Consider the following 26535-nt stretch of genomic DNA (forward strand, 5'->3'; position numbering starts at 1 on the left):
TAATTCAGGAAGGTGTATGAGTTATCTCGCACTGGCTAGAAAGTGGCGACCTAAACAATTTCAACACGTGATTGGGCAGGCCCATGTTGTCAAAGCGCTAGAAAATGCGCTAAGCCAAAATCGATTGCATCACGCTTATTTGTTCAGTGGTACTCGAGGCGTCGGCAAAACCACACTTGGGCGTATTTTTGCCAAGGGATTAAACTGTGAGCAAGGTATCACCAACCACCCTTGTGGTCAGTGCGACAGTTGTCTTGAAATTGATCAAGGGCGATTTGTTGATTTACTCGAAATTGATGCAGCCTCGCGAACTAAGGTGGAAGACACCCGTGAGTTGCTCGACAATGTGCAATACAAACCGACTCGAGGTCGTTTTAAGGTCTACTTGATCGATGAAGTGCACATGTTGTCGCGTCACTCTTTTAACGCCTTGTTGAAGACGTTGGAAGAGCCCCCTGAGTATGTCAAATTCCTTTTGGCAACGACCGATCCGCAAAAGTTACCGATTACGATTTTATCTCGTTGCTTACAGTTTCATTTAAAACCGATTCAAGTGGATGACATTCATCAGCAACTCGAATCGGTATTAGACAGTGAAGCGGTGAAGCATGAGCATCGTGCGGTGCACTTGATTGCTCAATCGGCGGATGGCAGCATGCGCGATGCGCTGAGCTTAGCCGATCAAGCCATTGCGCTTGGTGGTGGCGAGGTATTGACTAAGCCGGTTATGGACATGTTGGGCAGTATTGATACCGAGCATGCATTGAACTTGATTGAGTCGATAGTGGCCAAAAATGCGGCTCACTGTCTATCGACGGTGAAGCAGTTGGCTGAGCACGGTGTCGAGTGGGATGAGCTATTACAGCAGTTGATCAGTCAGCTGCACCGTATTGCAATGCATCAAGCCGTGCCAACGACGGATCATTTTGCTGCCAGTGACGCAGAAAAAATTGCCCGTTTGGCGCAACAGCTCACCCCGCAAGAAGTCCAGTTGTATTACCAGATTGGTTTAAAAGGACGAGAAGATCTGGCCTTTGCCCCCAGCGGTAAAATGGCCACAGAAATGCTGTTACTTCGTATGTTGGCTTTTCGTCCTGAGCCTGCAGTGGTGCACACGTTAGACAATGCACAGGCATTTTCTCTTGACAGTGCAATAGCCCCTGCAGACAATCAAGCACCGCAAGCACCGCAAGCACCGCAAGCACCGCAAGCACCGCAAGCACCGCAAGCACCGCAAGCACCGCAAGCACCGCAAGCACCGCAAGCACCGCAAGCACCGCAAGCACCGCAAGCACCGCAAGCACCGCAAGCACCGCATGACAGCGAACCAACGCAAAGCAGTGAAACCGCTCATCGTCCTCCATTAAGTGGCCTTCGACACCAGTTGCGCTCACAAAGAAAGGGCGCGGTAGCGAAAGACAGCCCAAAAAAGCCTGAGGCGGCATCGGCTCGTCCAAGCTCTGCAATTGAAAGAGTTGTAGCGCAACACGGACAAGGCGTCGTGCCGCCTGCTCAATCTCAGCCCGCAGCAGACAGTAAGCCACCTGATACCGATGAGGCCTATCAATGGCGTCCGCAGCAACCGGTCAACAAAGCAGAAAAAGCCTCGACCTTAACCCCGAGCTTGGTCAAGCAATCTTTGGAGCATGAAAAAACGCCAGAAATGCGCAAAAAGTTGTTTGAAGAAGCCAAGACACTCGATGCGTGGACGGAGATCATCAGCCACCTGAATATCGCGAAGTTGGTTGAGCAATTGGCGCTTAATTCGGCTTACGATAAGCAAGGCGATCACATTACGTTGACACTGCGCGAGAGTCAGGCTCATTTGAATTCTGAACGAGCACATCAAGAATTAAATCAAGCTTTGAACGAGCATTTGTCGACGACGTGTCAATTGAGCATTGTCATTGGCGAGCAGGGACAAACGCCGTTAGAGCTCAGGGAGCAACTTTACCAGCAGCGTCTGGAAAAGGCCTGTGAGAGTCTGAATCAAGATCAGAATGTAGCCATGTTGAGTGAGCGTTTTGACGCCCAACTCGATGAACAAAGTATTCGACCGATTTAATCCCTGTTATGGGTTGAATTTTGACGAATCTGACCTTATATAAAGATAAATCCAACCAATTAGAGAGACAGTTATGTTTGGTAAAGGCGGAATGGGCAACTTGATGAAACAAGCCCAGCAAATGCAAGAGCGCATGCAAAAAATTCAAGAAGAGATTGCCAATATGGAAGTGACTGGCGAGTCAGGTGCTGGCCTAGTAAAAGTCACTCTAACAGGAAGTCACAGTGTTCGTCGTGTCGATATCGATGACAGCTTGATGGAAGACGACAAAGACATGCTAGAAGATCTGGTTGCCGCGGCATTTAATGATGCAGCGCGACGTGTTGAAGAGCAGCGTGAAGAAAAAATGGCCTCTGTGGCGGGTGGAATGCAATTACCACCTGGCATGAAGATGCCATTCTAACGCAGTTGTTGTAAATCGATGCGTACCAGTCAATTACTGGAACAACTGATGGAAGCCTTGCGTTGTCTCCCGGGTGTTGGCCCGAAATCGGCACAGCGCATGGCTTTTACCTTGTTGCAAAGGGATCGTCAAGGCGGCTTGAGACTGGCCGATGCGTTGTCTCAGGCGATGACCGAAATTGGCCATTGTCAGCAGTGTCGTACCTTTACCGAAGAAGACGTTTGTCGTATCTGTGCCAACCCAAAGCGACAGGAAAACGGTCAAATTTGTGTGGTAGAGACGCCAGCAGATATCGCCGCCTTAGAAGCGACGGGGCTGTTTTCTGGCCGCTACTTTGTTCTCATGGGGCATTTATCGCCGCTTGATGGCATTGGCCCGAGTGATATTGGTTTGGATAAGTTTGATCGCAGGCTTGCGCAAGGTGATATTACTGAGGTGATTTTAGCAACCAATCCCACGGTGGAAGGCGAGGCGACCGCTCATTATATTGCGGAACTTTGCCGCGAGCATCAAGTGCGTGCAAGCCGCATCGCCCACGGTGTACCGGTAGGAGGAGAGCTTGAGTTGGTCGATGGCACCACCTTGTCTCACTCTTTATTGGGGCGTCAAACGCTATAATTGACTGTTGGGCAGTTCGTCAGTGACTTAGACGGTCAGCGTCTCTAAAAAAGTAATGTTCTCTAAGGCTTGAGTGTTGTTTTGCCCGCAGATATCCGGGCACGCTTTAAACTGCGCACACACATCAGGCCTTTCTTTTTTGCCAAATAGGCGACATAAATTATTGTCATCGAGCTGTACACAGCGAACCCCAGCCGGTTTGCCTTTGGGCATGCCAGGTATCGGGCTACTGATACTAGGGGCGATACAGCACGCGCCGCAGCCAAGTCTACATTCCATCATTTTTCCTCATTGCTCAGCGAGCGGCAGAGTCTATCAAAACTTCTCGAGAAATCCAGTTAATCTATTGCTCTGTGTTTTCGCTATACTGGTTGTATTCTTCCCGTTGTTGATGTGTTTTGGGGCTGATGGCGATAATGAGAGAAAAAGAGAGGTTGCCAGCGCTTGCATGTCAGTATCACAGTCGGTATAACCCTCTTCAAATAATGAGGTGAGCACAATATGAATTCAACAACTCAGCCTTTTTGGCAAACCAAAACACTAGAAGCAATGAGCGAAGACGAGTGGGAGTCTTTGTGTGATGGATGTGGCAAGTGTTGCTTACACAAGTTAATGGATGAAGACACCGAGGAAGTCTATTACACCAATGTGGCTTGCAGCTGGCTTAATGATCAAACCTGCAGCTGTAAAGATTACGCCAATCGTTTTGAGTCCGGCGAGTCGTGTTTAAAACTGTCGCGAGAGAAAATTGCTGAGTTTCATTGGTTGCCAAATACCTGTGCTTATCGCTTGTTGGCCGAAGGAAAGTCGCTGCCTGTGTGGCACCCGTTGATCACGGGAAGTAAAGACGCCATGCACGGCGCAGGGGAAAGCGTAAAGGATCAAGTAGTGTATGAAATTGATGTGATTGACTGGGAAGATCACATTATCAATCACCCAGGTCGCAGTGGCTGATCCTGTCAATCATTTTGTGTCACGCGCTTGCGTGGCACTAAGTCCGCTCGTCGCAGCTCGAACATGTTAATAAAGCGGATTAGGCTTGCTGGCTAGTGTTTGATTGGTAGTGTTTAGAAATCTGTGTCATTTCACTATAATCTACAAAAAGGAATGACACACGACTAAAGACTTCGATCTAGAAAAAACCATTAAAGCGCTATGGCTTTGACCATGTGCTAGAGAGGGCAAAGCGTATACTTGGAAAACGCTGCTAAATGCGGCGTTAGTTTACCAGTGAATAAATCCAATTCTAGGGTGTACACTTAACTACAGGTGGTGCTGCGGAAGTTGTGATTGACCGAGTACAGCAACAACTAAAATGAAGCCATCTTCTTTTGTCAAGTACGCGGTATGCTTGCCCACCGGGAAATAAAAACCACTAGGGTATATCTCATCGCAACTGCAACCAACAGCCGGGTTGTCAGCAAGCATTTGAAACCCTGTTAGTAAGGTATTTTTGTCGGTTTGCCACTGCATCTCAGAGAAATTGTTGACGGTATAGTTTTTGATTTTTTGTAAATGAGTCTGTGCTAATTTACTTAGCTTATATTCACTCTTTTTCATAATGGGTTATAAGGCGTTTAAAAAGTCTTCACCATCAACCACATTGCCTTGTGTCAAGTCTTGCTTCGCTGACTCGAAACAATGTCTCAGGTAATCAGTTTTCATTGCCTCCAGCGCTTCATAATCCTTCATCGACATAACAACTACGACATCTTTGCTATTTTTGCTAATTTTCACTGGCTCACGTTGAGCGCTCAGAAGTAACTCACCAAAATTACGTTTGGCATCATTTGCTGTTAAAGTGTGCACAATTACTCCAAATCTGGGATCACAGTTAAATTATAGTTGTTCGCATGAAATGGTTAATATAATTACATCGTGCGATTTGTGCGAAAGGTGAACTAACAAGCGTTTAGGGTTTCAAGATACTTTTACTAATCGGATATAAGCGGTTTACCTAATTTCGCGTAACTCGCATCTGCCCCATTATTTGCTAAAAAAATTTTCGATCGATAAATCCCGTCAGAATTTGCCCTATATTTCCTAATGTCGAACCAGAACCGGGGTGTGCACATTCAAAAGAGAACATTGATTAAAAAGGCTCTAATGACAAAGCAATCGTCAATAGCACTGGCAAAGTTACGATGCTTAAAAAGTTACCAAACAGAACCATTGAAGCGACCTTGGCAGGCTCAAGGCCAAACCTCTCAGCAAGCAGGTAATTCATGACTGCTGGAGGCAACATCGAAAAGAGTAACATCATCTGCAAATGCATGGTCGGCAGTGGAATAAGCATATAAATAATCCCAAAAGTAACTGCCCCTGTTGCCAACGACTGCAGAGTGCAAAGCAGACCGACTTTAAGACCGCTCAGGCGCATATTACACATCTGAGTCCCGAGGGATAAAAGCATAATTGGGACGGCTGTCTGCCCCAGAAGTGCTGTTGCATCATAAAGAGGCTCCCAGACACCAATGTCGGTCAAGTTTAGTATCAGAGCGACAATAGCCGCGATAAACATAGGCATACGTACAACCTGCTTAAGAGGATTCCCTTTGCTGACTAATGTCAGACCAAGACTGACATGCGTACAAACCGAAACGACGAGCAACAGTACTGCTGGTGCCATCGCATCCTCGCCAAACGTGTAAGTAAAGAGAGGTATTGCTAAGTTACCACTATTGCGAAACATATGTGGCGGAGCCCAGACTTTGTAAGGAAGTTTAAACAACCGACATATTGGAACCATTAACAAGCCAGGGATAAATATCGCAACAAGCGAAGCACTAAGCAGCGGCACTTGGGTCATATCAAGTGGCATCGTTCCTACTGAAGAAAACACCAGAGCAGGCAAGAACATATCCATGTTAATACGGTTAATGGGCCGAAAATCCATTTTAATCCAACGACCAATGCCGTACCCCATAGCCACGAGGGAAAATAGCGGAAACAGTATTCCAATGACTAATTCAAACATCTTACTACCTGTTTTCCAGTGCTGTCTGTAAACGCTCTAAAGCGATGGCAAGACTAGTGTGATTGGTACCGTAACAGACACGCAGGTGACCACACCCCGCCTCTCCAAATGCTTCCCCGGGTGCGACGCCTACTTTAGACCTCTCAATCATATCCAGAATAAATGGCTGGCTATTGTTAGCTAACCCATCAACCTTCAGGAAGGCATAAAAGGTTGCCGGCATTTCATACAAGGTTACGCCAGAGATATTACCTAATGCTTCACGCACCATATCTCTCGAATGACGAAAACGCTTCAGTGTCTGTTGTAAAAAGACTTCGCCCTGCTCAATTGCAGCAACGCCTGCGGCCTGAACAAAGGCAGGAGCACAGGAAACATTAAACTAAATCAGCTTGGTAATCGTTGGCCGGAGAGGCTTAGGCAGAGTAAGCCAGCCCAAACGCCATCCCGTCATACACCAGGTTTTGGAGAAACTATTACAAACAATAATACGATCATGGTCATCGATGAACTGACAAAAGGAAGGGGCAGATATTCCCTCATAAACATGGCGGTTATACACTTCATCTGAGATTACCCATACCCCGGTCTGTCGAGAAAACTCGGTTATCGCTTTAAGCTGTTGTTCGCTCGCCATCCATCCAGTCGGATTGGCTGGTGAATTGATAACTAATGCCTGGGCATCTTTCGTCACCGCAAAAAGCGCCTCCATATCCAGTTCGAATCGTCCTTCGACTTGAGTAAGCGGGAACTCTACGACTTCCGCACCAAGTAGACTTGGAATAGCGGTCAGTATCGGATAAGCAGGACTGATAACAACCACCTTATCCCCTGGCTTTAATACGGCCTGAGCGGCAAGCATTACCGCATTGGTACCAGACAAGGTCACTACGATATTCTCATCGGTAAACGGACGCTCAAACAGACGTGACTGGTAGTCAGCCAGCGCCTGGCGCAACTGCGGTATACCATTGTTTGGTGTATACAATGTCTGCCCCTGTTCCAGGCTTTCGAAAGCCGCCTGCTTAATAAAATCAGGTGTAACAATATCTGACTCTCCAAACCACAAGGGAATGACATCTTTTTGCGACATACCAAAGTTGGCAATAGCGCGGATAGAAGACTCTTTTAATTGTGACGCAACCGGACTGATGTCGCTAAGTATGGAAGACTGCATTGTTGTACCTCGGCTAAAAACTCGACTAATAAGCTCTAATCTTATCGGTCATAGCAGGAATTGCCTTGCTTTTCAGGTGTGACATAAACCCATTTTTGCATTAGTCTTCCAATTATTACCTCATTAATGGCGGAGTCTTTCTATGAAGAAGCTTGATAAAGTCGATATTGCTGTACTGCAGCGTTTGCAGCAGGATGGACGCTTAACAAATGCAAAGCTTGCCCAAGAGCTGGCAATCAGTGAAACCCCCTGTTGGAGGAGGCTAAAGCGCTTGGAAGAAGAGCGATATATAGAGGGGTATCAGGCTAACCTGAATCGCCGCAAGCTAGGGTTTGGCGTTCTGGCATTTGTTCAGCTTACCTGTACAAAGCATGATACTGAAACAACCAGGATTTTCGAGTCTATTATCCAAAGCTCTGAGAACGTGCTTTCTTGCCACAATACAACCGGCGATTCGGATTTTATGCTCCAGGTTGTCGCTAAAGATCTTGATGATTACAGCGATTTTGTTGAAAGAGAGCTAAGGCAGCTACCCGGCGTGTCTGTGATTAGCTCAAATATTTCTCTACGAGAGCTGAAGTCATCCACAAGGCTGCCGGTTTCTCTCTGACAAAACCAACCTATGTCACACTTTCTTTACATCTGAATTAGTCTTTCATAATTACGTTGTTTTATGAAAGACTATTTAGTTTTTGATTGATATCCAGGCAACCTTTGCAAGGTAATTTCTTCGCACAAAGATAGACTATTAACAACTGATACCACTAAACAGCACTGCGGAGAAGCCTATGAAAGCCGTCGTTATAGAAAAATTTTCATCTATTCCAGAAATCAAAAATGTACCGGATCCAACACCCGCTTCCCATGGTGTGGTAATTAAAGTTGAAGCGACTGGCGTATGTCGCAGTGACTGGCACTGCTGGCAAGGTCATGATGAGGACGTTGTACTCCCGCACGTACCCGGTCATGAATTTGCCGGTGTTATCGAAGAAGTTGGTTCAGAGGTGAATAGGTTCAAGGTTGGCCAGCGAGTGACAGTGCCGTTTGTAAACGCATGTGGCTCCTGTCCCGAGTGTAATACCGGTAATCATCAGGTGTGTGGTAACCAGACTCAGCCCGGCTTTACGCATTGGGGATCATTTGCTGAATACACCACTGTTGATCACGCTGACGTAAATTTGGTCACCCTACCAGAGCATCTGGACTTTGTTACAGCAGCCAGCCTTGGCTGCCGGTTTGTAACTTCGTTCAGAGCGGTAGTCGATCAAGGCAAAGTTTCTGCCGGACAATGGGTAGCAGTACATGGCTGTGGTGGTGTCGGCCTGTCAGCGATTATGATTGCGACTGCAATTGGTGCCAATGTAATCGCCATCGATATTGATGATACCAAGCTGGAAATGGCACGCTCGCTTGGGGCTGTAGCCACGGTAAATGGCAATAAAGTCGCTGATGTTGCAGAAGCTGTAATTGAGATCAGTAAAGGAGGTGCACATGTTTCTCTTGATGCTCTGGGGCACCCTATCACCTGTGTAAACTCGGTGAAGAGCTTGCGAAAATTAGGCAAGCATATACAAGTCGGGTTATTACTTGCTGAACAGGCCAATCCTGCTATGCCTATGGCTAAAGTTATCGCTGACGAACTGGAAATTATAGGTAGCCACGGCATGCAAGCACATCGTTACGATGCCATGTTAGCCATGATGATGTCCGGAAAATTAACACCCGAGAAATTGCTGGGCCGCACTATCAGCCTGGAACAATCGATTGAGGCTCTAACCACTATGGATTCGGCAACCACACCTGGCGTTACGGTTGTTACAGGTTTCTAAGGAGGGCGAAATGACACAAGATAAACAATCTCCGATTATCGGGTTTATTGGGGGTGGTAATATGGCCGCCGCCATGATTAGTGGGCTGATTTCGAAAGGTTTTCTGGCGCAAGATATACAGGTGTCAGAACCATCCGCAGAAAGAGTGGCATGGTTATCAGACAAATATGGTGTATCTACGGTAAGTAAAACGCAGGATGTCTGGTTTATATGCAAATGCCAACACCGATGAACAACAAAAGAAGCTTGCAACCACGGTCGCTGAATCTTTTGGTGAGTGCTTAGAAGTACAGAATGAAAATGACATTAACCTAGTCACAGCGCTTTCTGGTAGCGGTCCGGCGTATTTCCTGCTTATGATGCAATGCATGATCTCAGCTGGTGAAGAGCTAGGGATGAGATCTGATGATGTAAAGCGCCTGGTTGGTCATACAGCCCTGGGGGCTGCAAAATTAGCATCACTATCTGATGATGAACCAGATACACTTTGCCAACGTATTGCGTCACCCGGAGGAACCACTGAAGCGGCGCTTACTACTCTGCATGAGAGAGAAGTTGAAAGTGCTGTAAAACAAGCGGTTAAAGCGGCATACCAGCGTGCTTTGGAATTAAGTGTTTAAGTAGGCAGAGGCAATATATGAGCTACTTAAATGCATAGTTATGCGAACTACTAATATGCTCCAGCTTTTAAAAATGCTCACTGATGTCCAATTCCTGTTACGGCGACCACCGTTATAAATGGTGGTCATTGTCGTTTTGGTATACTAAAACTTATCGATAGAGTAGAAATCGTTCTATCGTCCTAAATTGAAAATGTCCAAAAGTTTGTTTGTCTGTGGTGGTATGTTGCTGAAGGGGTATTTTGACAGTATGAAATTGTAATGCCCAAATCAAGCCATCGTTATTATGGCAAAAATAAGACAGAGACAAACCCTACAAGCTACCCTGCTGGAAATGATACAATCTCGCCACCACAACAACTGAGAACCTTTATGTTTATCCATCGCGTTAACGACATCGACTGGCTGGTGATAACCGGTTTTGAAGAGCTAAAACCCTTATTTATCCAAGACGCCGGTTCCATCCCACACTGCTTTTCTACCACCAGTGAGTTGAGCCTTATTGACCAAGCCAAACGCAGTTACGGATACTTGCCAAATCTGAATGGTGTGATCACAGATACTGGCACGTTGGTGCGCGAAGGGGTTGAAGAAGATTTAAATCCGCAACTCGCTTGCTTAGTGGAAGGGCGAGGCCGAGTGTTTATTTATCATGGTGGTTATGTTGCGTTTGTCGATGAAGACCAAACTTTCGTTACCCGCATGGACTGAATGTAACTGCCATTTCTCGATGCCATTTGTCCAAGAGCGATCAAATGGCCTCAATCGACCGCAATTGTTCGAGGATCGCTTTGGTTTTATCTCGAAACAAATCCCTCAGTAGTCGAACCGTTGGGGTAATCGATTGACGGCTTGGACAAACGAGCCAAAGCTCTGTTGGCGTAGCTTGATACTCACGCATCACGCTGACCGCTCGCCCCGCTAACAGATCCTGCGACATATCTAGGCTCGACTTAATCGCAATGCCCTGACCGGCAACACACCAACGGCGCACCTGATCGCCATCATTGGACGCTCTATTGCCCTTGAGTTTGACTTTATGAGTATGCTCACCACGGTGAAATAGCCACTCATTTTGCAACACATCATGCAGTTGATAAAACAAAACATTGTGTTCGAGTAACTCATCGGGTTTTGTTGGGGTGGGGTGATGACTTAAATACTCTGGGCTGGCACACAATACCCTTGGCACATCACAGATCTTAAACCCATAAAGACTGGCATCGCTTGGAGATCCATAGCGAAGCGCCATATCGACAGAGTCGCGATAAAAGTCAATGTTGCTGTCACTGATACTGGCACGCAAAGACACATTGGGGTAGTGAGCTAGAAATTCATCAAGCCAAGGTGTCACCAGGTTTCTGCCCAAATCAGACGATAAGGCAATGCGAATTTCACCTTCAATGATCCCCAAATCTTCTTGCATACTCACTTTGGCGTGTTCGAGCATTTTGAGTGCGGCTTCACATTGAGGCAAATAACGCTCTCCTGCCGGGGACAACCTTAAATGACGAGTGGTACGTACAAACAGTTCCACACCTAATGCCGCTTCTACACGTTTGATAGCCGCACTGGCTGTGGCGGTGCGCATGTCTAAGTTGGTTGCCGCAGCGGTAATGCTGCGAAGCTCCGCCACTTTTAAAACAACGTTTAAATCTTCAGTATGCATAACTCCCCCTTATCCCAAATGACCCTTTATTCGCAGACATTTATAGGTCAGCAACGGGTAACTTTCAAAGTTTATCAAAAAATTTTTGAAAATAATTCAAATTAAAGGCGCTTTTTCATTAGTAATAGCGGCCTTATGATACTCGCCATACCCATACGGCAACGAAATGAGTCGTGTGAACAATCCAATTTGCCCTTATCCGACCTAAAACGGGATCATCCACTGACACAAAGGTAGACCAAATGAAAGCGATGACATCACTACTCACCATAGCGGTGACAGTAACCATTAACTTAGCCCACGCTGCCGACGTCGAAGTTGTCGCCGAGCTCCATGGCACTCGTCCTGGCAATATCACCGTCACGGAGCAAGGGCGAACCTTTCTTTCGATGCAGCCTCTGGATGCGCCAAAGTATCGCGTGGTCGAATTAATGGCCGACGGCTCAACCAAACCTTTCCCAAATGAAGATTGGTCTGATGGCCCAGAGCACGGTGAGGTGGGGATTTCTGCAGTGATCGGTATCGACAGTAGCGAAGGGGGCATTGTGTGGATTTTGGACATGGGCAGCGCTAACCATCCAGCGCAAATCATCGCCTGGGATACCCTCAATGACCGACTCTATAAGCGTATTGAAATAAATAAAGAGGCGATGGCGAGTAACTCATTTTTGCAAGATTTTGCACTCGATACTAAGCGCAATCTTATGTACATCGCCGATACCAGCTTGGGTAACTTGTTTGGTGATCCGGCTCCCGCATTCGTTGTCGTGGATTTAACCACTGGGCAATCTCGCCGCGTTCTTCAATCAAGTTCTGCGCTGGTTGCTCCGCAACACGATGTGATTATCGATGACTCATTAATGGCGACAAAACGCGAAGATGGTCACTCGGATGCGCTTTATCTGGGGGTGAATCCCATCACGATCGATGCTGATAATCAGTGGGTTTATTTCGGCACCGTCAACGGCAGTGCGATTTACCGTTTACCGGCCAGTGCTCTTGCCGACGCAACACTCAGCGAGCAAGCCCTTGCTGATACGATTGAATTTTATCAAGAAAAGCACCCAAGTGACGGCATGATCATGGCAAAGAATGGCGATATCTACGTCGGGGATGTCGAGAGAAATGCCATTAGTCTCGTTAGAAAAGACGGTTTAAGCACCTTTGCTCAAGACGACAAGCTTTTGTCTTGGGCCGATGGTTTCGCGATTCACGACGGCTATTTATACGCGACACAAAACTCGCTTCACCTTACTCCAGCGCTTAATGAAGGAGAAGAAGGAGCAACGAAGCCATTTCATGTTGTCCGATTCAAATTGGCCGGCAACGAGCAAAAATAACTTTCACGGCCTCAGCGCTACGCCTTGTCGCTCGCGTTAGGCCCTAACGAATTGATATCAAGCCAGTGCAGAATGCGTGCATCTTGCCTTGTACTGGCGCTTAACAGGAGAATCCTTATGTCATTACCATCTACTATGAAAGCGATTGGTTTTACTCAATCACTGGCGATTGCGGAACAAAACAGTTTATTTGAGTTTGAAACGGCGCTGCCCGAGATAAAAGAACGCGATTTACTGGTTAAAGTTAGCGCGACATCGATTAACCCGGCTGATGCCAAAATCCGCATTCGCAATGCCAAAGATAAAACTTTAGAGCAAGCCAAAGTATTGGGCTACGACGCCGTGGGTGAAGTTGTTGCTAAAGGTGACAAGGTCGATGGTTTTGAGATCGGCGACCGAGTCTACTATGCAGGCGATGTGACACGCATGGGGGCGAATGCCCAATACCAAGCCGTTGACTATCGAATTACGGCCCATGCCCCTAAAAGCTTGTCTGATGACGCTGCGGCAGTGATGCCACTTGCGACACTCACTGGGTGGGAAGCCTTGTTTGATCGTTTACGCGTTCGCCCAGAAGAGAAGAAGTCGATTTTGATTATTGGCGGCGCTGGTGGCGTTGGCTCCATCACCATTCAACTGGCCAAACAACTGACCAATCTGACCGTGATTGCAACCGCCTCACGCCCCGAGACCGAGCAATGGGTCAAAGAGATGGGCGCTGATTACGTTGTCAATCATCGCGATTTAGTGGCCTCTGTACGCGAGCAAGGCATTCAATATGTTGATTATATTTTCAACGTTGCGGATACCAAAGGCCATTGGGATGCGATGGTTGAGCTCATTGCGCCACAAGGTATGATCAGTTCCATTGTTGAGTTTGATGGCGGTGTCGATCTGTCTGCGTTACAAGGCAAATCGGCTGGGTTTGTTTGGGAGTTGATGTTTACGCGTTCACTGTTTAACACGGCAGACATTCAAAAACAGCAAGACATTTTGTTCCAAGCGGCCAACTTAATCGATTCAGGGCGACTTCAATCGACACTGACCACCACCTTGAACGGCTTTAGTGTCGCTACACTTAAAGAGGCGCATACACTGATTGAAAGCGGTGCTTCGATTGGTAAAACAGCGATTAAATACTGATCGCATCGGAACAAGGAGGGTAGCCATGAAACTGTTTATTTACCAACACTGTCCTTTTTGTGCTCGTGTGGCTTATGTGGCAAATACACTGAATCTCGAGCTAGAATACCAAGTGGTTGATTATGCCGATGCGCAAACCTTAATGGATTTGACTGGGCAAAAGCAGGTGCCTGTGTTGCAAAAAGAAGACGGCAGTGTGATGGCAGAAAGCTTAGATATCATGGCCTATTTCTTTGCAAAAGGAGGCCAAGAGGTCAAGAACACAGCGAGGAATGAGACCTTGGATTTTCAACGTGAGAGTTTGCCATTATTGCAAAAAATTGGTTACCCGCGTTGGCCAGCACTGGGTTTAAGAGAGTTTGCCACTTCGCACAGCATCGATACTTGGCAGAAGAAAAAACAGACTGCAGACCTCAATTTTGCCCAGCTACTGGCAAACACGGCAATGATTGTTGACGAAGTGAATGGGCAGTTACTCAAAGCAGAGCAACACTTGCAATTGAGCCACGAAGAGAGTGAATTACCGTTGATCGATCAGGCAATTTACTTTTCCTTATTGCGCGGGTGGGCGGTTGAGCCGAGTATGGTTTGGCCAAAAGCCTTACGTGCATGGTTGGAAAACAAGAGTATTGAGCTCAATATTGGGTTGCTGGCTTAAGCGACTTGATAATATCCGAGGGTACTCTAACGAGTAACCATTCGCTAAGGTCGCTAAAGAACTCATAAAGCGCCGTCATTTTGGTATGGGAGTAAAACCGGCCAAGGTGACGGCGCTTTTTGATTACTGGGCTTTATTTCCGGGCTTAGGCTGCAGCAATTGAATGACTAAATCACCGCCAGTAAAATGGTGCCAATAGTGGCGGCGGCTTTCGCATATTTACCGGCGGTATACGAATCGTCCTTGTCATCTTCCTGCTCTTGTTTCGCCGTCGCATCATCGATATCGTCATCATCTTTGGGGGGATCGAGACCAAGGGCACCATGGGTGAAGGATTCGACTTTATCACCAAAGGATTTGGGTTTTTCGACCGGTGGCGCTTCTTGATCAATTTCTTTTAGGGCTTGCAGTAAGGCTTTGCCTTCCGCAGAGAGAGAAACTTGAGTTGAAGGGGAGGGGGGCGTTGCTGCGTCAGTCTCTTTGAGTGTTTGATGAGTCGCAAGGCTGGCCTGATTTGCACCACTTAATGGGGAAGGTGAAGAAGAATGTTGAATACTCGTCATATCAGGCTCCGGTCACACGTTGGTTATTTTGTCGTCAAATACTGTATCGCCACTGTTGGAAAAAACTTGGGCAAAAAAAGACGGTCTATGTCTAATTTTTGCCCCAAAGTCGAGTGGATAGTATTCAGTTCAGCAAATAACGGGCCAAATTTTTACCGGCGTATCCAACGCGTGTCAGGTGTCAAAAAGATCGTTTACTCATCAGAAACAGTGGCGTTTTTTTGGTACAAGGCAATCGAAAAGTCGGCTTCACATTCAAAAGTTCGAGATTCAACTAACCGCTGTTTAAACTCATCACTGGCTTTCCAAGCAAAAGGGGTCATTAAGAGTAAATCGTGGGCTTCTTGACCGCTTAACGACATGGTATGACTTAACCTATTGTTTTCTAATAGGGTAAACCCTTCAATTAACTCAGGCTCTGCCGCGTGCAGACGCACATCGGTATAGATTTGCTCGCGAAGTTGATACAAGTGGCGTTGCGCAGGAGTCACGGTTAGCAGTAAGCCATTGGCCTTGAGCACGCGTTGTAACTCCGTTGCCTCACTCGGCGCGTAAATACGTACAACCCCATCAAGGCTTTGGTCGGCAAAGGGCAAATGGTAGCTAGAGCTGACACTAAAGCGGCATTGGCGGTAACGCTTTGCCGCATAGCGAACGGCGACTTTTGAAATGTCGATACCATAGACCTCAGGCACATTGGCGCGAGCGCTTAGCTCCTCGTGTAGACCTTGGGTGTAAAAGCCTTCTCCACAGCCCAAATCGAGAATGGCACTCGCATCGGGTGACAAGACACGGTTTAACTGTTGGGCCACGTGATGGCGCAGCGCATCGTAATGGCCAGAGCTTAAAAACCGGCGCCGTGCTTGCGTCATTAACTGGTTGTCACCGGGATCTTTAGATTTTTTTTGTTGTACTGGCAGTAAGTTGACATACCCTTCTTTGGCAATATCAAATTGATGGCCTTGTGGGCAGCGGTAACTGTTGGATTGCTGTTCAAGAGCAAAAGAACAAATAGGGCAGTGATATGCCATAAAGACCTCAGGTCATTGTCTAATGGCGGCAATGTTAGCAAGAAGCGTGATCGTCATCCAGCCTATTTATACCGACGACGCCGTTTGGTCGGCAAAGGTGACTTGGTAAGGGCAGGGGCGAAGTGGCGTGAGCAATGACTTCACTGTAGCGTGAAGTCATTGGAGCGGTGTTCAGCGAGCAGAAATGATGGTCGACAAGGTGTCGGTTTGCCCTGGCTCGACCAAACGACCCGTTTCAATCGTGTCAGCAAACACCGTCGATTCAATACAAACAAACTGCTCATAGCCGTTATCGGCCATATCTTTCATCGCTTGTGCACCGTGTTGCCAAGGGTTCCACGCGACCACACTGTTGTTATTGCCGTTGTGCACAGAAAGTTGCCTGTTGAGCGAGTCATCGTTGATGGTAATCGTTGGCTCCGCTTTTGTGTACACTCGGTCGACTTCTTGGTTGACGATTAACGGTAATAAGCTGCGCTTTTCTTGGCGTTGATCAAGGCTGTCCAAATAAAGTGGGCCTAAGCCTTTGACACTGGCTTGGCGGATATCGCCGAGTTTGAGATAACTGTGTAACGCACCTGAATAACGCCAGGGCTTGTCATCGCTGTTGGTGACCGAGAGGGAGACAGATAAGCTATCGGAAAAGATCACTGTGAGCTTGGCATCAAAAGCGAATGGCCAAATCTGCTGCGTCTGTTCGTTATTGCTCAGCACGAGAGTGACCGTTACCCCTTGTGGTGTTTCTTCATAGCTATCGAGCGCCCAGTTCGAAATACGGGCAAACCCGTGGCTGGGTAAACCTGCTTTATTAAACCATGGAAAGCAAAGTGGGATCCCCCCGCGCAAGGCGGTTTTTGCGTCAAAAATGGCTTGTTCACTAAGCCAAAGAAGATCGTCTTTCCCTTTGGGCTGACAACTGATCACATGGCCGCCAAATAAAGAAATGACCCCTTTGACTTTCGGGTGGATAATTCTCAACAAAGAACAAGATTGATAGTCAACACGCGAAATACTCGATGAGATTTCGTCAGTGGCAGCAAGCGTATACCAATTCATCACAACCTCCATAGAAAAACACGGGCATTAGAGCCAAAAAAGGCGACCCATGGCCGCCTTTTAAATTCAAAACTTAATCAACTCTCTTATTTAGAGATGTGTGCGATTAGGTCTAGAACTTTGTTTGAGTAGCCGATTTCGTTGTCGTACCAAGAGATAACTTTAACGAATTTCTCGTTTAGAGAAAGACCAGCTTTAGCATCAAATACTGAAGTTTGAACTTCGCCGATGAAGTCTTGAGAAACAACGTCGTCTTCAGTGTAACCTAGAACGCCTTTAAGTTCGCCTTCAGAAGCTTCTTTCATTGCTGCACAGATTTGCTCGTAAGAAGCCGCTTCTTTTAGGTTAACTGTTAGGTCAACAACAGAAACGTCAGCAGTTGGTACGCGGAAAGCCATACCAGTTAGAAGACCGTTAAGCTCAGGAAGAACTTTACCTACCGCTTTCGCTGCACCAGTTGAAGATGGGATGATGTTCTGAGAAGCACCACGGCCACCGCGCCAGTCTTTTACAGATGGGCCGTCAACGGTTTTTTGCGTTGCAGTCGTTGCGTGAACAGTCGTCATTAGACCAGATTCGATACCGAACTTGTCGTTAAGTACTTTTGCGATAGGTGCAAGACAGTTAGTAGTACAAGAAGCGTTAGAAACGATGTCTTGACCAGCGTAAGAAGCGTCGTTAACGCCCATTACGAACATTGGAGTTGCGTCTTTAGAAGGGCCAGTTAGAACCACTTTCTTCGCGCCAGCTTCGATGTGTTTACGAGCAGTTTCGTCAGTTAGGAATAGACCTGTTGCTTCAGCAACAACGTCAACACCAATTGCGTCCCATTTAAGGTCAGCTGGGTTGCGCTCTGCAGTTACGCGAACAGTTTTACCGTTAACGATTAGGTTGCCGTCTTGAACTTCAACAGTGCCGTTGAAACGACCGTGAGTTGAGTCGTATTTTAGCATGTATGCCATGTATTCAACGTCGATTAGATCGTTGATACCGACTACTTCGATGTCTTCACGCTCAACTGACGCACGAAAAACAAAACGACCGATACGGCCAAAACCGTTAATACCTACTTTGATAGTCATTATAGTTGCTCCACAACTTAATTTCTGAGTAAAGATAACTGGCATTGAAATTACAAAAGCCAGTAAAAATCTGCAACAGATAATCGGATCTTACTTGTTCAAAGTCAAAAAAAAGCCGACCTTTTTTTTGCTTTTTTCTTTTTCTGGTGTTTTTTTGTTCATTTGAGCGCAAAAACAGTGCATACCCGCGGGGGATGTGTGAACATTTGAGATAAGATCCAAATTCCAATGGCAGACATGCTATGGTGAAAAGGTATGAGCTACAACCTTACTTTAATGCAACCTTAGTTCTCATTTTTGAAATTTTATAAGTTGCTAATACATCATCGAATAAAACGTATTCATAAAGACACTCAATCAATCGATAGGAATTTTTGTGACTGATACCCCCTACAACCCAAAATCAGACCAACAATGGCGAGAAGAATTAAGCGAAGAAGCGTATTACGTTTGTCGTCAGCAAGGCACCGAGCCGCCGTTCAGTGGCAAGCTTTTACACAATAAAGACACCGGTCTGTATCACTGCACTTGTTGCCAAGCGCCGTTGTTTTCTTCGCAAAATAAGTACGATTCTGGCTGCGGCTGGCCAAGTTTCGACGCCCCGATTAACCCAGAAGCTATTCGTTATTTGCAAGATAACAGTCATGGCATGCAGCGAGTCGAAATTCGTTGTCAGCGCTGCGATAGCCACCTTGGTCATGTGTTTGAAGACGGCCCAAAGACCACAGGTGAACGTTACTGCGTGAATTCAATTTCGTTGGTGTTTGAAAAAGATGCCTAATCTGTGGCGAGGCTTCTCTGTCACCCTTCTCTGTCACCAAAGGTATTTGGTGACACGAACTCGATGTGATTACAAGGCCAGTGGCTTAGCGCTGGCCTGAGTACACGTGGTTAAGCACGTTAATCGCCTCGATACCATCGGCTAGCTTTCACTCGCTGGTTGGTCAGGGTCGGTCGCTAAGACGGACTCGGAGGCTTGATGGGTCATGGACGCTTTATAGTCGCCTTCCATGATCGCCTGATAAACGACTTTGGCGTCTTTTTTCAGTTGTTTCTCAGTATCGGCTTCGAGCGGAATCAAACGCTGCAATTGTTTGTCGCTTGCGACGGCAATGTCCATGTGTTTAGCAACTTGAGTCCACAGGTACGCGTGTTCTTTATCGCCCATTTGTTGGTACAAGCTCGCCAGTGTTTTGACGATATCTGGATTGACTTGATCGGCGCTCGTCAGCTCTAATGCCCGTTGCAAAAAGTGCAGGGTTTTTTCGCGGTCGTGTTGAACATAGTAGGTCGCCAACGCGTATTGAAGGTGAGCGGTTTCAACTTGTTTGCTACCTTCGAGCTGTAAAAATTGTCTTTGCGCTTCTTTGTCACCCAGTTGACTCCACAAAAAGTAAAGGGCGTCCGCGGAGCGTGAATCGCTCAGGCGTTTTGTCAACGCATCGAGCTCATCGATACTGGCGACCAAGGCTTCGTAGCGTTTGCGTTTGACATCGGTTTGCGTCAGGGTATTGATTTGCGATGCCAATTCTAGGCATTGTCGGTAGCTGGCGGTTTTGTAGTAGGCGTCGATCAAGTTGTCATCACTCGGATCTCTTAACACGTCAAAACGCTGCCAAATCACATCGGTTCTTGCTACGCGACACTGGCTGTCGTTCATATTGAGTTCTTGGCATTGCAATTGAGCGTGGCGGTCGCAAAGCTCTTGGGTGGTGTATTGTTTTTCAAAACAACCCGAGAGAAGCAATGTGCTGACTACAGTGACAGCGCCAGAGAGCAAAATTGTGTTCATTGGTAACGTAACCTAGTGATCCATTTCGATATTATCCATTGACAAGCTTGACCTGCTGCGAGCTTGGAGTAAGGTCTTAGTATAACCAATAGATGAGACAAAGTAATGAACACCGAGCAACTATTAGCGTCGATTACCCCACAAATTTACCAGCGTCTATTGTACGCTATAGAAACGGGACGTTGGCCCGACGGCGGCAAGCTCACCCAAGAACAACGAGATTCATGCATGCAAGCGGTCATGATGTATCAAGCCAAGCACAATGAAAACCCAGATCACATGTCGATTGACCAAAGTGGTGAAATTCACATCAAATCGAAGATGGACATGAAAAAAGAGTGGCAGATCAACCAAGGAGACGCCATTTTCACCACCAACCCCAATCAAGATTAATACCAATCTGATTAAGTATGTGGTCAATGATAGCGCAGAGAAAAAGCTTGAGAACAAGGCAACCTATTTATTTATAAATACAAGACAGTTAGTAGTTGTTCTACAAGTTATTTTCTTAACGATGTTATCGAGTTTTTTAACCAGCTAGGGTGACCAGCTATTTAGTTAGATTGGTATAAGCCGCTTAGAATCAAAAAATAGGCCAGATTTTGGCCTATTTTGACGAAGGTTGAATGTCTTTAACGAGGCTAGAGTGCCATCGCCACTTACTCGAGCGGTTTACAAACTCATTTCACCGCGCAAAACGCGCTGCATTTCTTGTTTGATCTCTTCATAAGATAAGTCTTGGCTCAACAAGTAATGCAGCTTGGCCAAGGCAGCTTCTGGGGTCATGTCGTAGCCGCTGATCACGCCTGCCTCGGCAAGCGCACAGCCTGTGGCATAACCGCCCATGTTGACCTTGCCTGCCAAGCACTGGGTAAGGTTGACCACGATCACGCCACGCTCTGAGGCTTCTTTGAGGTGGGCGAGCAATTCTGGGTTTTGCGGCGCGTTGCCGACACCGAAGGTCAGTAGAATCATCGCATTGACTGGCTGACGCAGTGTGTTGCGGATCACTTCATGCGATATACCAGGGTACATGGTGATCACCCCAATCGGTTGCGGGGTAATTTGATGCACTTTAAATGGCCCAGATGGCAGCCTGTTGACTTCAATATTATTGCTTACCTGAATGTTGATCCCCGCTTCAAGTAGGGGAGGCAAGTTTGGTGACGTAAAGGCGTTAAAACCGTCAGCGTGGGATTTGGTGCTGCGATTGCCGCGCATCAACTGATTGTTGAAAAACAAGGTCACTTCATTGATCGGGTAATTTGCCGCAATATGCAGAGCGTTTAACAAGTTGGCTTGGCCATCCGAGCGCAACTCCGCCAATGGAATTTGCGAGCCGGTGACGATGACAGGCTTGGCCAAATTTTCCAACATAAAGGAGAGCGCCGAAGCCGTGTAAGCCATGGTGTCGGTGCCGTGTAAGATGACAAAACCGTCGTATTTGTCGTAGTTAGATTGGATATCATCGGCGATTTGTTGCCAATCGGCTGGCGTCATATCAGACGAATCGATAAGCGGCGCATATTCATGAATGGTGTATTCGGGCATTTCTGAGCGGTGAAACTCAGGCATGTTTTTTAGCTGAGTTTCCATAAAACCAGCCACCGGCACATAGCCGTGAGCCGATTTTTGCATGCCAATCGTGCCGCCTGTGTAAGCGATATAAATGTGTTTTCTAGCCATGATCTACAACTTCTTTCATCAATCCAAATTATCGCAAAGTATAACCAAAGCGCGGCCAATGCACACGCTTTTATCCCCGTGTGCTATGGCGTCGAACAGTACGGCAACGGGGTACTGGCACCGCGGTTATACGTGAACTGGTTGCGGGCTTGGATTCTCGGCGTGTAGATCCAGTTCGAGGCGCTGGCCCGAGTGATCAAAAAAGTGTAGGTGCTGGTAGGCGCAAGTCAGTGATAGAGATTGAAAATGCGCAACCGCTTGATCGCCGGGCAAATAGACTTTAAAACCGTCGACCCCGCAAGATTGACCAAATAAATAGGTGCCATTGCCAAGCCTTTCGACCACTTCACTTTGAAACGGAAGGGAGACATCTAGCGCCGTATCGATGTTTAAATGTTCAGGGCGTATACCGACGCGAATGTTATCACCGGTTTTTAGTGTCGCTGAGTGGCAAGGCAAGTGAAGCTGGTGTTGATCTGGGGTTGCCAGCGTCAAACGGCCGGGCTGATTGTCAATGACGGTCGTTGGAATAAAATTCATTTTCGGTGAACCGATGAAACCGGCGACAAAGTCATTATTGGGGCGATGATACAGCTCGAGTGGGCTGCCGACTTGCTCGATGTTACCGGCGCGCAGCACCACGATTTTGTCGGCCAGTGTCATGGCTTCGACTTGATCATGGGTGACGTAAATCATGGTATTGCCCAAATCTTGGTGTAATTTGGCAATTTGCAAGCGCATGTCGACTCTGAGTTCTGCGTCTAGGTTTGACAGTGGCTCATCAAATAAAAATACCTCTGGATTGCGCACAATGGCACGGCCGATCGCGACACGTTGACGTTGCCCCCCCGAGAGTGCTTTGGGTTTGCGTTCGAGATACGCTTCGAGCTGCAGAGTTTTCGCCGCCTGTTGAACGTGTTCGGCAATGGTGTTTTTGTCGACGCCATTCATCTTTAAGCCAAATCCCATGTTTTCCGCGACCGTCATGTGAGGGTAGAGGGCGTAAGATTGAAAGACCATGGCGACCCCGCGCTCTGCGGGATCTCGCTCATTGATGCGCTGACCATCAAAGTACAACTCACCTTCGGTAATGTCTTCTAGGCCGGCAATCATGCGCAACAGCGTGGATTTACCACAACCAGATGGGCCGACAAACACCACAAATTCGCCATTGTTAATCTCAAGGTCGACACCGTGAATGGTTTCCACCTTATCAAATCGTTTCACCACGTTTTTCATTATAATTTCTGCCATTTTCGACTCCTTACGATATGGCTATTTATTTGAGTTCGGTCTTTGCCAAACACGGGCTCTTTGAGAGGTGACGTCAAACATACGTTTTTTTGCCTGTAGAAGAGAGAGGCGAAAAATGAAAAATTGATCGGTGTCATACTTATTGAGCGAATTTGAGTGATTTTTGTGGAAACGTTTACATTTCGCGTCAATATCCGTATCAATCTGGCGATGACTTCTTATGATAAGGGCAAATTAGTCTCGAATTCGCTCATTATTGATTCATTTTATCGTTCAAGTGAGCGTTCGAACGTTGACTTACATGCTTGGTCATGAGGATGAGTAATATGGACAGTTCAATGAATGCGACTTACCCCAAAAAGCGCATCAAGGCAACGCCGAACAAACGAACCTTGTCGAGTGGGATACTGCCTTGGGTGTTTTTAATGCCAAGCTTATTGGTGTTCGGACTCTACGTGCTATACCCGATTATACAGAGCATTTCGCTGAGCTTTTATCAGTGGGATGGCCTTGGCGAAAAGATATGGGTGGGGCTGGATAATTACCGAGAACTCTTTCAATCAGACGCTTTCTATACGTCGTTAAAAAACAACTTTATTTGGCTGGTGTTTTTTATGCTCGCGCCGCCAATTGGCCTGATGATTGCCTTGTTTCTCAATCAACAAATCGTGGGCATTCGCGCGGTAAAAGCGCTGTTTTTTTTCCCGTTTGTTATTTCGCAAGTGGTTGTTGGCGTTGTCTTTGCCTGGTTTTATGATCCTTCTTTTGGCTTGTTTAACATTGCGTTAGGTTGGTTTGGCATCGAACCGATTTCTATTCTCGCCGATGAAGATTATGTCACTTATGGCATTATTGCCGCTGGCTTATGGCCGCAAATTTCCTATTGCATGATCTTGTATCTCACCGGGTTAAACAACCTCGATCCAGAGCAAATCGAAGCGGCGCGTCTCGATGGTGCCAAGCGTTTAAAAATGTTGTGGTATGTAGTGATCCCGCAACTTCGTCCGGCCACTTTTATTGCCATTGTCGTGACCGTGATTGGGGCATTGCGCTCTTTTGACCTGGTCGCCACCATGACATCAGGCGGCCCTTGGGGCAGTTCGAGTGTCCTGGCGTATCAAATGTACGAAGAGTCAATCTTTAACTACCGCATGGGTTATGGTGCTTCTGTGTCCGTCGTGCTGTTTTTAATTATGGATATTTACATCGCCTATTTCTTGTGGCGTATGTTAAGGAGTGAAAAATAATGTACCCACAAGCAATACAAAAATCTGGAACACTGGCCAACATCAGTTATCGGATGGCTTTGCCTATCACCATTGTTTTATGGTTATTGCCTTTGATCGCCGTGATGATGACCTCAATTCGCTCGATTGAAGACATCAACAAGGGCAATTATTGGGGATGGCCGACCGACATTCAAATGGTCGAAAATTATACACAAGTTTTTACCGCAACGCCGATGGGGCAATACTTGCTCAATAGTTTACTGATTACCTTACCTGCGGTTTTTGGTGCGATTTGTCTATCCACGTTAGCCGGCTTTGCACTGGCAAAATACCGTTTCAAAGGCAATCTGTGGATCTTCGCTTTGTTCATTGCGGGCAACTTTGTTCCTTTCCAAATCCTGATGATCCCAGTGCGAGATTTAACCATAGGTTTGGGCTTATACGACAGCCACTGGGCGTTAATTGCGTTTCACATCGCATTCCAATCAGGGTTTTGTACCTTGTTTATGCGCAACTTTATTGTCGGCATTCCCGATGCCTTGATCGAGGCGGCGCGGGTTGAAGGGGTCAGTGAATGGCGCATTTTTTGGCACATTGTGTTACCGCTGGTCAGGCCGGCGCTGGCGGCTTTAGCTGTCTTGGTGTTTACCTTTATTTGGAATGATTACTTTTGGGCTTTGGTCCTAGTACAAAGTGATGAGGTCAGGCCGGTCACTGCAGGCTTGAGCGCACTCAAAGGACAATGGCTCGCCTCTTGGCAGTTCATGTCGGCTGGGGCGATTGTCGCAGCAATTCCTCCTGTCGTGCTGTTTTTTACCATGCAAAAACATTTTATTGCTGGGCTGACTTTGGGCGCAACCAAAGGCTAGTGAGGCAATGAGAACGCCCAATCGGGTTGATACGTGAAAGCAAGCTAAGATTGGGTGAGTGAGGTATGGCGTACCTGCCTGGGGTATAACCAAACGTGTGCGCCATCTCGAAAGTAATAAAAAGCAACAAAAACAAAGATAAAGACAAAATCGTTATTTAATCCAAGTGACAACGAGAAGGACTTTCACTATGAACAAGATGAAACACCTCATTGGGGCAAGTGCCATGGCGGCGATGTTGGCAAGCCAGGCATGGGCGGGTGAGTTGGTCATTAACTCGGATCAGGCTGACCCGGCACCGAAAGCGGCATGGGCGGAAGTGATCAAACGCTTTGAAGCGGCTAACCCCGACATTACGGTCAAATACAACCTCTACGATAAAGAAGCGTATAAAACGACGATTCGCAATTGGCTGGTGACTTCGCCGCCCGATGTGGTGTTTTGGTACGCGGGTAACCGAATGAAAACCTTTGTCGACCGCGGTCTTTTTGAAGATGTCAGTGATATTTGGAACTCACAAGGTATGAAGGAAGACTATAAGTCATCCCTGCCAGCAATGACGGTTCAAGATAAACAATGGGGCGTACCATACACTTACTATCAATGGGGGATGTATTACCGCAAAGATCTGTTTGCTAAGTACAATATTGACCAGCCAACCACTTGGCAAGAGTTTAAAGACGCGGCGGCGACCTTGAAATCCCACGATATAGCCCCTTTCGCTATTGGGACCAAATATTTGTGGACGGCAGCCGGATGGTTTGATTATCTCAATTTGCGCACCAATGGTTTGGATTTTCACATTCAGTTGATGGATGGCACCATTCCTTATACCGATGAGCGAGTCAAAAAAACCTTTGAAAACTGGAAGCAATTGATCGAGCCCGGGTATTACCTAAAAAATCACGCCTCTTACTCTTGGCAAGAGGCACAGCCTTTCTTGTACAACGGCGAGGCAGCCATGTACCTGATTGGTAACTTTATTACCCCGAACTTCCCGAAAGAGCTAGCAGGAAAAATGGGTTACTTCCCATTCCCGGTGATTGATCCGTCCGTGCCAATGGCAGAAGACGCGCCGATGGACACCATTCATATTCCCGCTAAAGCGAAAAACAAGGCCGATGCACGCAAGTTCTTGGAATTTGTCGCGACCCCAGAAATTCAGACCTTGGTCAATGCCAAGCTGTTACAAATCCCGACCAACAGCAAAGCGCAGCCGGCAGATGATGAGTTCTTAAATATCGGTGTGAAAGTGCTAAAAGAAGCCAGTGGTACGGCGCAATTCTACGACCGCGATACTGACCCCGCGATGGCAAAAGCTGGTATGAAAGGCTTCCAAGAGTTTATGGTGAAACCTGAGCGCATGGAGCAAATCTTAAATCGCCTGGAGAAAACGCGTCAACGCATTTACAAGTAAGTGCTACTTTGATTGGCTATCCATAATTAAAAAAACGCCGCAGTGTAAAACTGCGGC

General features: G+C 46.9%; 29 protein-coding genes and 1 pseudogene. 17 read left to right on the forward strand and 13 right to left on the reverse strand.

The annotated features are described in order from the left end of the window. The first annotated feature begins 16 nt into the window (after positions 1-16). The 3 genes from dnaX (at position 17) to recR (ending at position 3086) form a co-directional block, all read left to right on the forward strand. Positions 17-2065, forward strand: a complete 2049-nt coding sequence (gene dnaX / locus AB0763_RS04935) for a DNA polymerase III subunit gamma/tau (protein WP_368643879.1) — start codon at positions 17-19, stop codon at positions 2063-2065. 73 nt (positions 2066-2138) lie between these two features. Beyond that, entirely contained in the window at positions 2139-2468 is a 330-nt protein-coding gene (locus AB0763_RS04940) for a YbaB/EbfC family nucleoid-associated protein (RefSeq protein WP_306101352.1), read from the forward strand. Between the two features lie 18 nt (positions 2469-2486). Then, positions 2487-3086, forward strand: coding sequence for a recombination mediator RecR (gene recR / locus AB0763_RS04945; RefSeq protein ID WP_306101351.1), 600 nt, complete (start codon positions 2487-2489; stop codon positions 3084-3086). A gap of 27 nt (positions 3087-3113) precedes the next feature. On the opposite strand, the gene AB0763_RS04950 is transcribed toward recR, so the two are convergent. Further along, a complete protein-coding gene (locus AB0763_RS04950) occupies positions 3114-3365 on the reverse strand; it encodes a YkgJ family cysteine cluster protein (RefSeq protein ID WP_306101544.1) in 252 nt (83 codons plus the stop codon). Positions 3366-3587: 222 nt separating this feature from the next. On the opposite strand from AB0763_RS04950, the gene AB0763_RS04955 reads away from it, so the two are divergent. Then, positions 3588-4040 (forward strand): YcgN family cysteine cluster protein, encoded by a 453-nt coding sequence (locus AB0763_RS04955; RefSeq protein WP_306101350.1) that lies wholly within the window; start codon positions 3588-3590, stop codon positions 4038-4040. Between the two features lie 309 nt (positions 4041-4349). Here the strand turns inward: AB0763_RS04955 and AB0763_RS04960 are convergent, their stop codons facing one another. From AB0763_RS04960 to AB0763_RS04975, 4 genes and pseudogenes are all read right to left on the reverse strand, one after another. After that, complete coding sequence (locus AB0763_RS04960) at positions 4350-4646, reverse strand: type II toxin-antitoxin system RelE/ParE family toxin (RefSeq protein ID WP_306101349.1); 297 nt, start codon at positions 4644-4646, stop codon at positions 4350-4352. A gap of 6 nt (positions 4647-4652) precedes the next feature. Beyond that, positions 4653-4895, reverse strand: a complete 243-nt coding sequence (locus AB0763_RS04965) for a type II toxin-antitoxin system Phd/YefM family antitoxin (protein ID WP_306101348.1) — start codon at positions 4893-4895, stop codon at positions 4653-4655. A gap of 283 nt (positions 4896-5178) precedes the next feature. Further along, the gene (locus AB0763_RS04970) at positions 5179-6063 is read right to left on the reverse strand and encodes an AEC family transporter (protein WP_306101347.1); all 885 of its coding nucleotides are present in this window, start codon (positions 6061-6063) and stop codon (positions 5179-5181) included. Positions 6064-6067: 4 nt separating this feature from the next. Beyond that, positions 6068-7240, reverse strand: a pseudogene (locus tag AB0763_RS04975) (pyridoxal phosphate-dependent aminotransferase). Positions 7241-7382: 142 nt separating this feature from the next. Between AB0763_RS04975 and AB0763_RS04980 the strand changes: the two are divergent. The 5 genes from AB0763_RS04980 (at position 7383) to AB0763_RS05000 (ending at position 10400) form a co-directional block, all read left to right on the forward strand. Beyond that, on the forward strand, positions 7383-7850 hold the full coding sequence (locus AB0763_RS04980) for an Lrp/AsnC family transcriptional regulator (RefSeq protein ID WP_306101346.1): 468 nt from the start codon (positions 7383-7385) through the stop codon (positions 7848-7850). A 178-nt stretch (positions 7851-8028) separates the two neighbouring features. Beyond that, positions 8029-9069: a zinc-dependent alcohol dehydrogenase family protein gene (locus AB0763_RS04985; RefSeq protein WP_137282533.1), complete on the forward strand. Its 1041-nt coding sequence runs from the start codon at positions 8029-8031 to the stop codon at positions 9067-9069. A 10-nt stretch (positions 9070-9079) separates the two neighbouring features. Then, complete coding sequence (locus AB0763_RS04990) at positions 9080-9301, forward strand: NAD(P)-binding domain-containing protein (protein ID WP_306101345.1); 222 nt, start codon at positions 9080-9082, stop codon at positions 9299-9301. Continuing rightward, positions 9267-9689, forward strand: coding sequence for a pyrroline-5-carboxylate reductase (locus AB0763_RS04995; protein WP_306101344.1), 423 nt, complete (start codon positions 9267-9269; stop codon positions 9687-9689). Before AB0763_RS04990 ends, AB0763_RS04995 begins: the two co-directional genes overlap by 35 nt. 372 nt (positions 9690-10061) lie before the next feature. Further along, a complete protein-coding gene (locus AB0763_RS05000; protein WP_306101343.1) occupies positions 10062-10400 on the forward strand; it encodes a cytosolic protein in 339 nt (112 codons plus the stop codon). A 40-nt stretch (positions 10401-10440) separates the two neighbouring features. Here the strand turns inward: AB0763_RS05000 and AB0763_RS05005 are convergent, their stop codons facing one another. Further along, the gene (locus AB0763_RS05005; RefSeq protein ID WP_306101342.1) at positions 10441-11358 is read right to left on the reverse strand and encodes a LysR family transcriptional regulator; all 918 of its coding nucleotides are present in this window, start codon (positions 11356-11358) and stop codon (positions 10441-10443) included. 242 nt (positions 11359-11600) lie between these two features. Between AB0763_RS05005 and AB0763_RS05010 the strand changes: the two genes are divergently transcribed. The 3 genes from AB0763_RS05010 to grxB all read left to right on the forward strand — a co-directional run bounded on the left by AB0763_RS05010 (position 11601) and on the right by grxB (position 14499). After that, a complete protein-coding gene (locus tag AB0763_RS05010) occupies positions 11601-12698 on the forward strand; it encodes an L-dopachrome tautomerase-related protein (RefSeq protein WP_306101341.1) in 1098 nt (365 codons plus the stop codon). A gap of 117 nt (positions 12699-12815) precedes the next feature. After that, complete coding sequence (locus AB0763_RS05015) at positions 12816-13841, forward strand: zinc-binding alcohol dehydrogenase family protein (RefSeq protein WP_306101340.1); 1026 nt, start codon at positions 12816-12818, stop codon at positions 13839-13841. Positions 13842-13866: 25 nt separating this feature from the next. Beyond that, positions 13867-14499, forward strand: coding sequence for a glutaredoxin 2 (gene grxB, locus AB0763_RS05020; RefSeq protein ID WP_306101339.1), 633 nt, complete (start codon positions 13867-13869; stop codon positions 14497-14499). A gap of 167 nt (positions 14500-14666) precedes the next feature. Here grxB and AB0763_RS05025 read toward each other — a convergent pair whose 3' ends face one another. From AB0763_RS05025 to gap, 4 genes are all read right to left on the reverse strand, one after another. After that, the gene (locus tag AB0763_RS05025; protein ID WP_306101338.1) at positions 14667-15062 is read right to left on the reverse strand and encodes a hypothetical protein; all 396 of its coding nucleotides are present in this window, start codon (positions 15060-15062) and stop codon (positions 14667-14669) included. A 194-nt stretch (positions 15063-15256) separates the two neighbouring features. Next, positions 15257-16093 carry a 23S rRNA (guanine(745)-N(1))-methyltransferase gene (gene rlmA, locus AB0763_RS05030; RefSeq protein ID WP_306101337.1) on the reverse strand — a complete coding sequence of 279 codons (837 nt, stop codon included), beginning with the start codon at positions 16091-16093 and terminating at the stop codon, positions 15257-15259. Between the two features lie 171 nt (positions 16094-16264). After that, on the reverse strand, positions 16265-17149 hold the full coding sequence (locus tag AB0763_RS05035; protein ID WP_306101336.1) for a D-hexose-6-phosphate mutarotase: 885 nt from the start codon (positions 17147-17149) through the stop codon (positions 16265-16267). A gap of 86 nt (positions 17150-17235) precedes the next feature. Further along, the gene (gap, locus tag AB0763_RS05040) at positions 17236-18231 is read right to left on the reverse strand and encodes a type I glyceraldehyde-3-phosphate dehydrogenase (protein ID WP_306101335.1); all 996 of its coding nucleotides are present in this window, start codon (positions 18229-18231) and stop codon (positions 17236-17238) included. 376 nt (positions 18232-18607) lie between these two features. Between gap and msrB the strand changes: the two genes are divergently transcribed. Next, on the forward strand, positions 18608-19012 hold the full coding sequence (gene msrB / locus AB0763_RS05045) for a peptide-methionine (R)-S-oxide reductase MsrB (RefSeq protein ID WP_306101334.1): 405 nt from the start codon (positions 18608-18610) through the stop codon (positions 19010-19012). A gap of 141 nt (positions 19013-19153) precedes the next feature. Here msrB and AB0763_RS05050 read toward each other — a convergent pair whose 3' ends face one another. Next, positions 19154-20023, reverse strand: a complete 870-nt coding sequence (locus AB0763_RS05050) for a DUF2989 domain-containing protein (RefSeq protein WP_306101333.1) — start codon at positions 20021-20023, stop codon at positions 19154-19156. Positions 20024-20128: 105 nt separating this feature from the next. Between AB0763_RS05050 and AB0763_RS05055 the strand changes: the two genes are divergently transcribed. Continuing rightward, entirely contained in the window at positions 20129-20416 is a 288-nt protein-coding gene (locus AB0763_RS05055) for a YeaC family protein (protein ID WP_306101332.1), read from the forward strand. Between the two features lie 279 nt (positions 20417-20695). Here AB0763_RS05055 and ansA read toward each other — a convergent pair whose 3' ends face one another. Both ansA and AB0763_RS05065 read right to left on the reverse strand, forming a co-directional pair. Beyond that, entirely contained in the window at positions 20696-21709 is a 1014-nt protein-coding gene (ansA, locus tag AB0763_RS05060) for an asparaginase (protein ID WP_306101331.1), read from the reverse strand. 126 nt (positions 21710-21835) lie between these two features. After that, positions 21836-22963, reverse strand: a complete 1128-nt coding sequence (locus AB0763_RS05065) for an ABC transporter ATP-binding protein (protein WP_306101330.1) — start codon at positions 22961-22963, stop codon at positions 21836-21838. 326 nt (positions 22964-23289) lie between these two features. On the opposite strand from AB0763_RS05065, the gene AB0763_RS05070 reads away from it, so the two are divergent. The 3 genes from AB0763_RS05070 (at position 23290) to AB0763_RS05080 (ending at position 26478) form a co-directional block, all read left to right on the forward strand. Then, positions 23290-24210 carry a carbohydrate ABC transporter permease gene (locus AB0763_RS05070; RefSeq protein ID WP_306101329.1) on the forward strand — a complete coding sequence of 307 codons (921 nt, stop codon included), beginning with the start codon at positions 23290-23292 and terminating at the stop codon, positions 24208-24210. Beyond that, a complete protein-coding gene (locus tag AB0763_RS05075; protein ID WP_306101328.1) occupies positions 24210-25061 on the forward strand; it encodes a carbohydrate ABC transporter permease in 852 nt (283 codons plus the stop codon). The genes AB0763_RS05070 and AB0763_RS05075 overlap by 1 nt, the downstream gene beginning before the upstream one ends. Before the next feature lie 190 nt (positions 25062-25251). Continuing rightward, complete coding sequence (locus AB0763_RS05080; RefSeq protein ID WP_306101327.1) at positions 25252-26478, forward strand: ABC transporter substrate-binding protein; 1227 nt, start codon at positions 25252-25254, stop codon at positions 26476-26478. The last annotated feature ends 57 nt before the right edge of the window (positions 26479-26535 follow it).

The sequence above is a fragment of the Vibrio sp. HB236076 genome, from assembly GCF_040957575.1.
In the GTDB taxonomy this organism is placed as follows: domain Bacteria; phylum Pseudomonadota; class Gammaproteobacteria; order Enterobacterales; family Vibrionaceae; genus Vibrio.

Bases quoted from the DNA above. Each gene is read 5' to 3' on its own strand.
- dnaX (WP_368643879.1), top strand. From the start codon at position 17: ATGAGTTATCTCGCACTGGCTAGAAAGTGGCGACCTAAACAATTTCAA.
- AB0763_RS04940 (WP_306101352.1), top strand. From the start codon at position 2,139: ATGTTTGGTAAAGGCGGAATGGGCAACTTGATGAAACAAGCCCAGCAA.
- recR (WP_306101351.1), top strand. From the start codon at position 2,487: ATGCGTACCAGTCAATTACTGGAACAACTGATGGAAGCCTTGCGTTGT.
- AB0763_RS04950 (WP_306101544.1), bottom strand. From the start codon at position 3,365: ATGGAATGTAGACTTGGCTGCGGCGCGTGCTGTATCGCCCCTAGTATC.
- AB0763_RS04955 (WP_306101350.1), top strand. From the start codon at position 3,588: ATGAATTCAACAACTCAGCCTTTTTGGCAAACCAAAACACTAGAAGCA.
- AB0763_RS04960 (WP_306101349.1), bottom strand. From the start codon at position 4,646: ATGAAAAAGAGTGAATATAAGCTAAGTAAATTAGCACAGACTCATTTA.
- AB0763_RS04970 (WP_306101347.1), bottom strand. From the start codon at position 6,063: ATGTTTGAATTAGTCATTGGAATACTGTTTCCGCTATTTTCCCTCGTG.
- AB0763_RS04980 (WP_306101346.1), top strand. From the start codon at position 7,383: ATGAAGAAGCTTGATAAAGTCGATATTGCTGTACTGCAGCGTTTGCAG.
- AB0763_RS04985 (WP_137282533.1), top strand. From the start codon at position 8,029: ATGAAAGCCGTCGTTATAGAAAAATTTTCATCTATTCCAGAAATCAAA.
- AB0763_RS04990 (WP_306101345.1), top strand. From the start codon at position 9,080: ATGACACAAGATAAACAATCTCCGATTATCGGGTTTATTGGGGGTGGT.
- AB0763_RS04995 (WP_306101344.1), top strand. From the start codon at position 9,267: ATGTCTGGTTTATATGCAAATGCCAACACCGATGAACAACAAAAGAAG.
- AB0763_RS05000 (WP_306101343.1), top strand. From the start codon at position 10,062: ATGTTTATCCATCGCGTTAACGACATCGACTGGCTGGTGATAACCGGT.
- AB0763_RS05005 (WP_306101342.1), bottom strand. From the start codon at position 11,358: ATGCATACTGAAGATTTAAACGTTGTTTTAAAAGTGGCGGAGCTTCGC.
- AB0763_RS05010 (WP_306101341.1), top strand. From the start codon at position 11,601: ATGAAAGCGATGACATCACTACTCACCATAGCGGTGACAGTAACCATT.
- AB0763_RS05015 (WP_306101340.1), top strand. From the start codon at position 12,816: ATGTCATTACCATCTACTATGAAAGCGATTGGTTTTACTCAATCACTG.
- grxB (WP_306101339.1), top strand. From the start codon at position 13,867: ATGAAACTGTTTATTTACCAACACTGTCCTTTTTGTGCTCGTGTGGCT.
- AB0763_RS05025 (WP_306101338.1), bottom strand. From the start codon at position 15,062: ATGACGAGTATTCAACATTCTTCTTCACCTTCCCCATTAAGTGGTGCA.
- rlmA (WP_306101337.1), bottom strand. From the start codon at position 16,093: ATGGCATATCACTGCCCTATTTGTTCTTTTGCTCTTGAACAGCAATCC.
- AB0763_RS05035 (WP_306101336.1), bottom strand. From the start codon at position 17,149: ATGAATTGGTATACGCTTGCTGCCACTGACGAAATCTCATCGAGTATT.
- gap (WP_306101335.1), bottom strand. From the start codon at position 18,231: ATGACTATCAAAGTAGGTATTAACGGTTTTGGCCGTATCGGTCGTTTT.
- AB0763_RS05050 (WP_306101333.1), bottom strand. From the start codon at position 20,023: ATGAACACAATTTTGCTCTCTGGCGCTGTCACTGTAGTCAGCACATTG.
- AB0763_RS05055 (WP_306101332.1), top strand. From the start codon at position 20,129: ATGAACACCGAGCAACTATTAGCGTCGATTACCCCACAAATTTACCAG.
- ansA (WP_306101331.1), bottom strand. From the start codon at position 21,709: ATGGCTAGAAAACACATTTATATCGCTTACACAGGCGGCACGATTGGC.
- AB0763_RS05065 (WP_306101330.1), bottom strand. From the start codon at position 22,963: ATGGCAGAAATTATAATGAAAAACGTGGTGAAACGATTTGATAAGGTG.
- AB0763_RS05070 (WP_306101329.1), top strand. From the start codon at position 23,290: ATGGACAGTTCAATGAATGCGACTTACCCCAAAAAGCGCATCAAGGCA.
- AB0763_RS05075 (WP_306101328.1), top strand. From the start codon at position 24,210: ATGTACCCACAAGCAATACAAAAATCTGGAACACTGGCCAACATCAGT.
- AB0763_RS05080 (WP_306101327.1), top strand. From the start codon at position 25,252: ATGAACAAGATGAAACACCTCATTGGGGCAAGTGCCATGGCGGCGATG.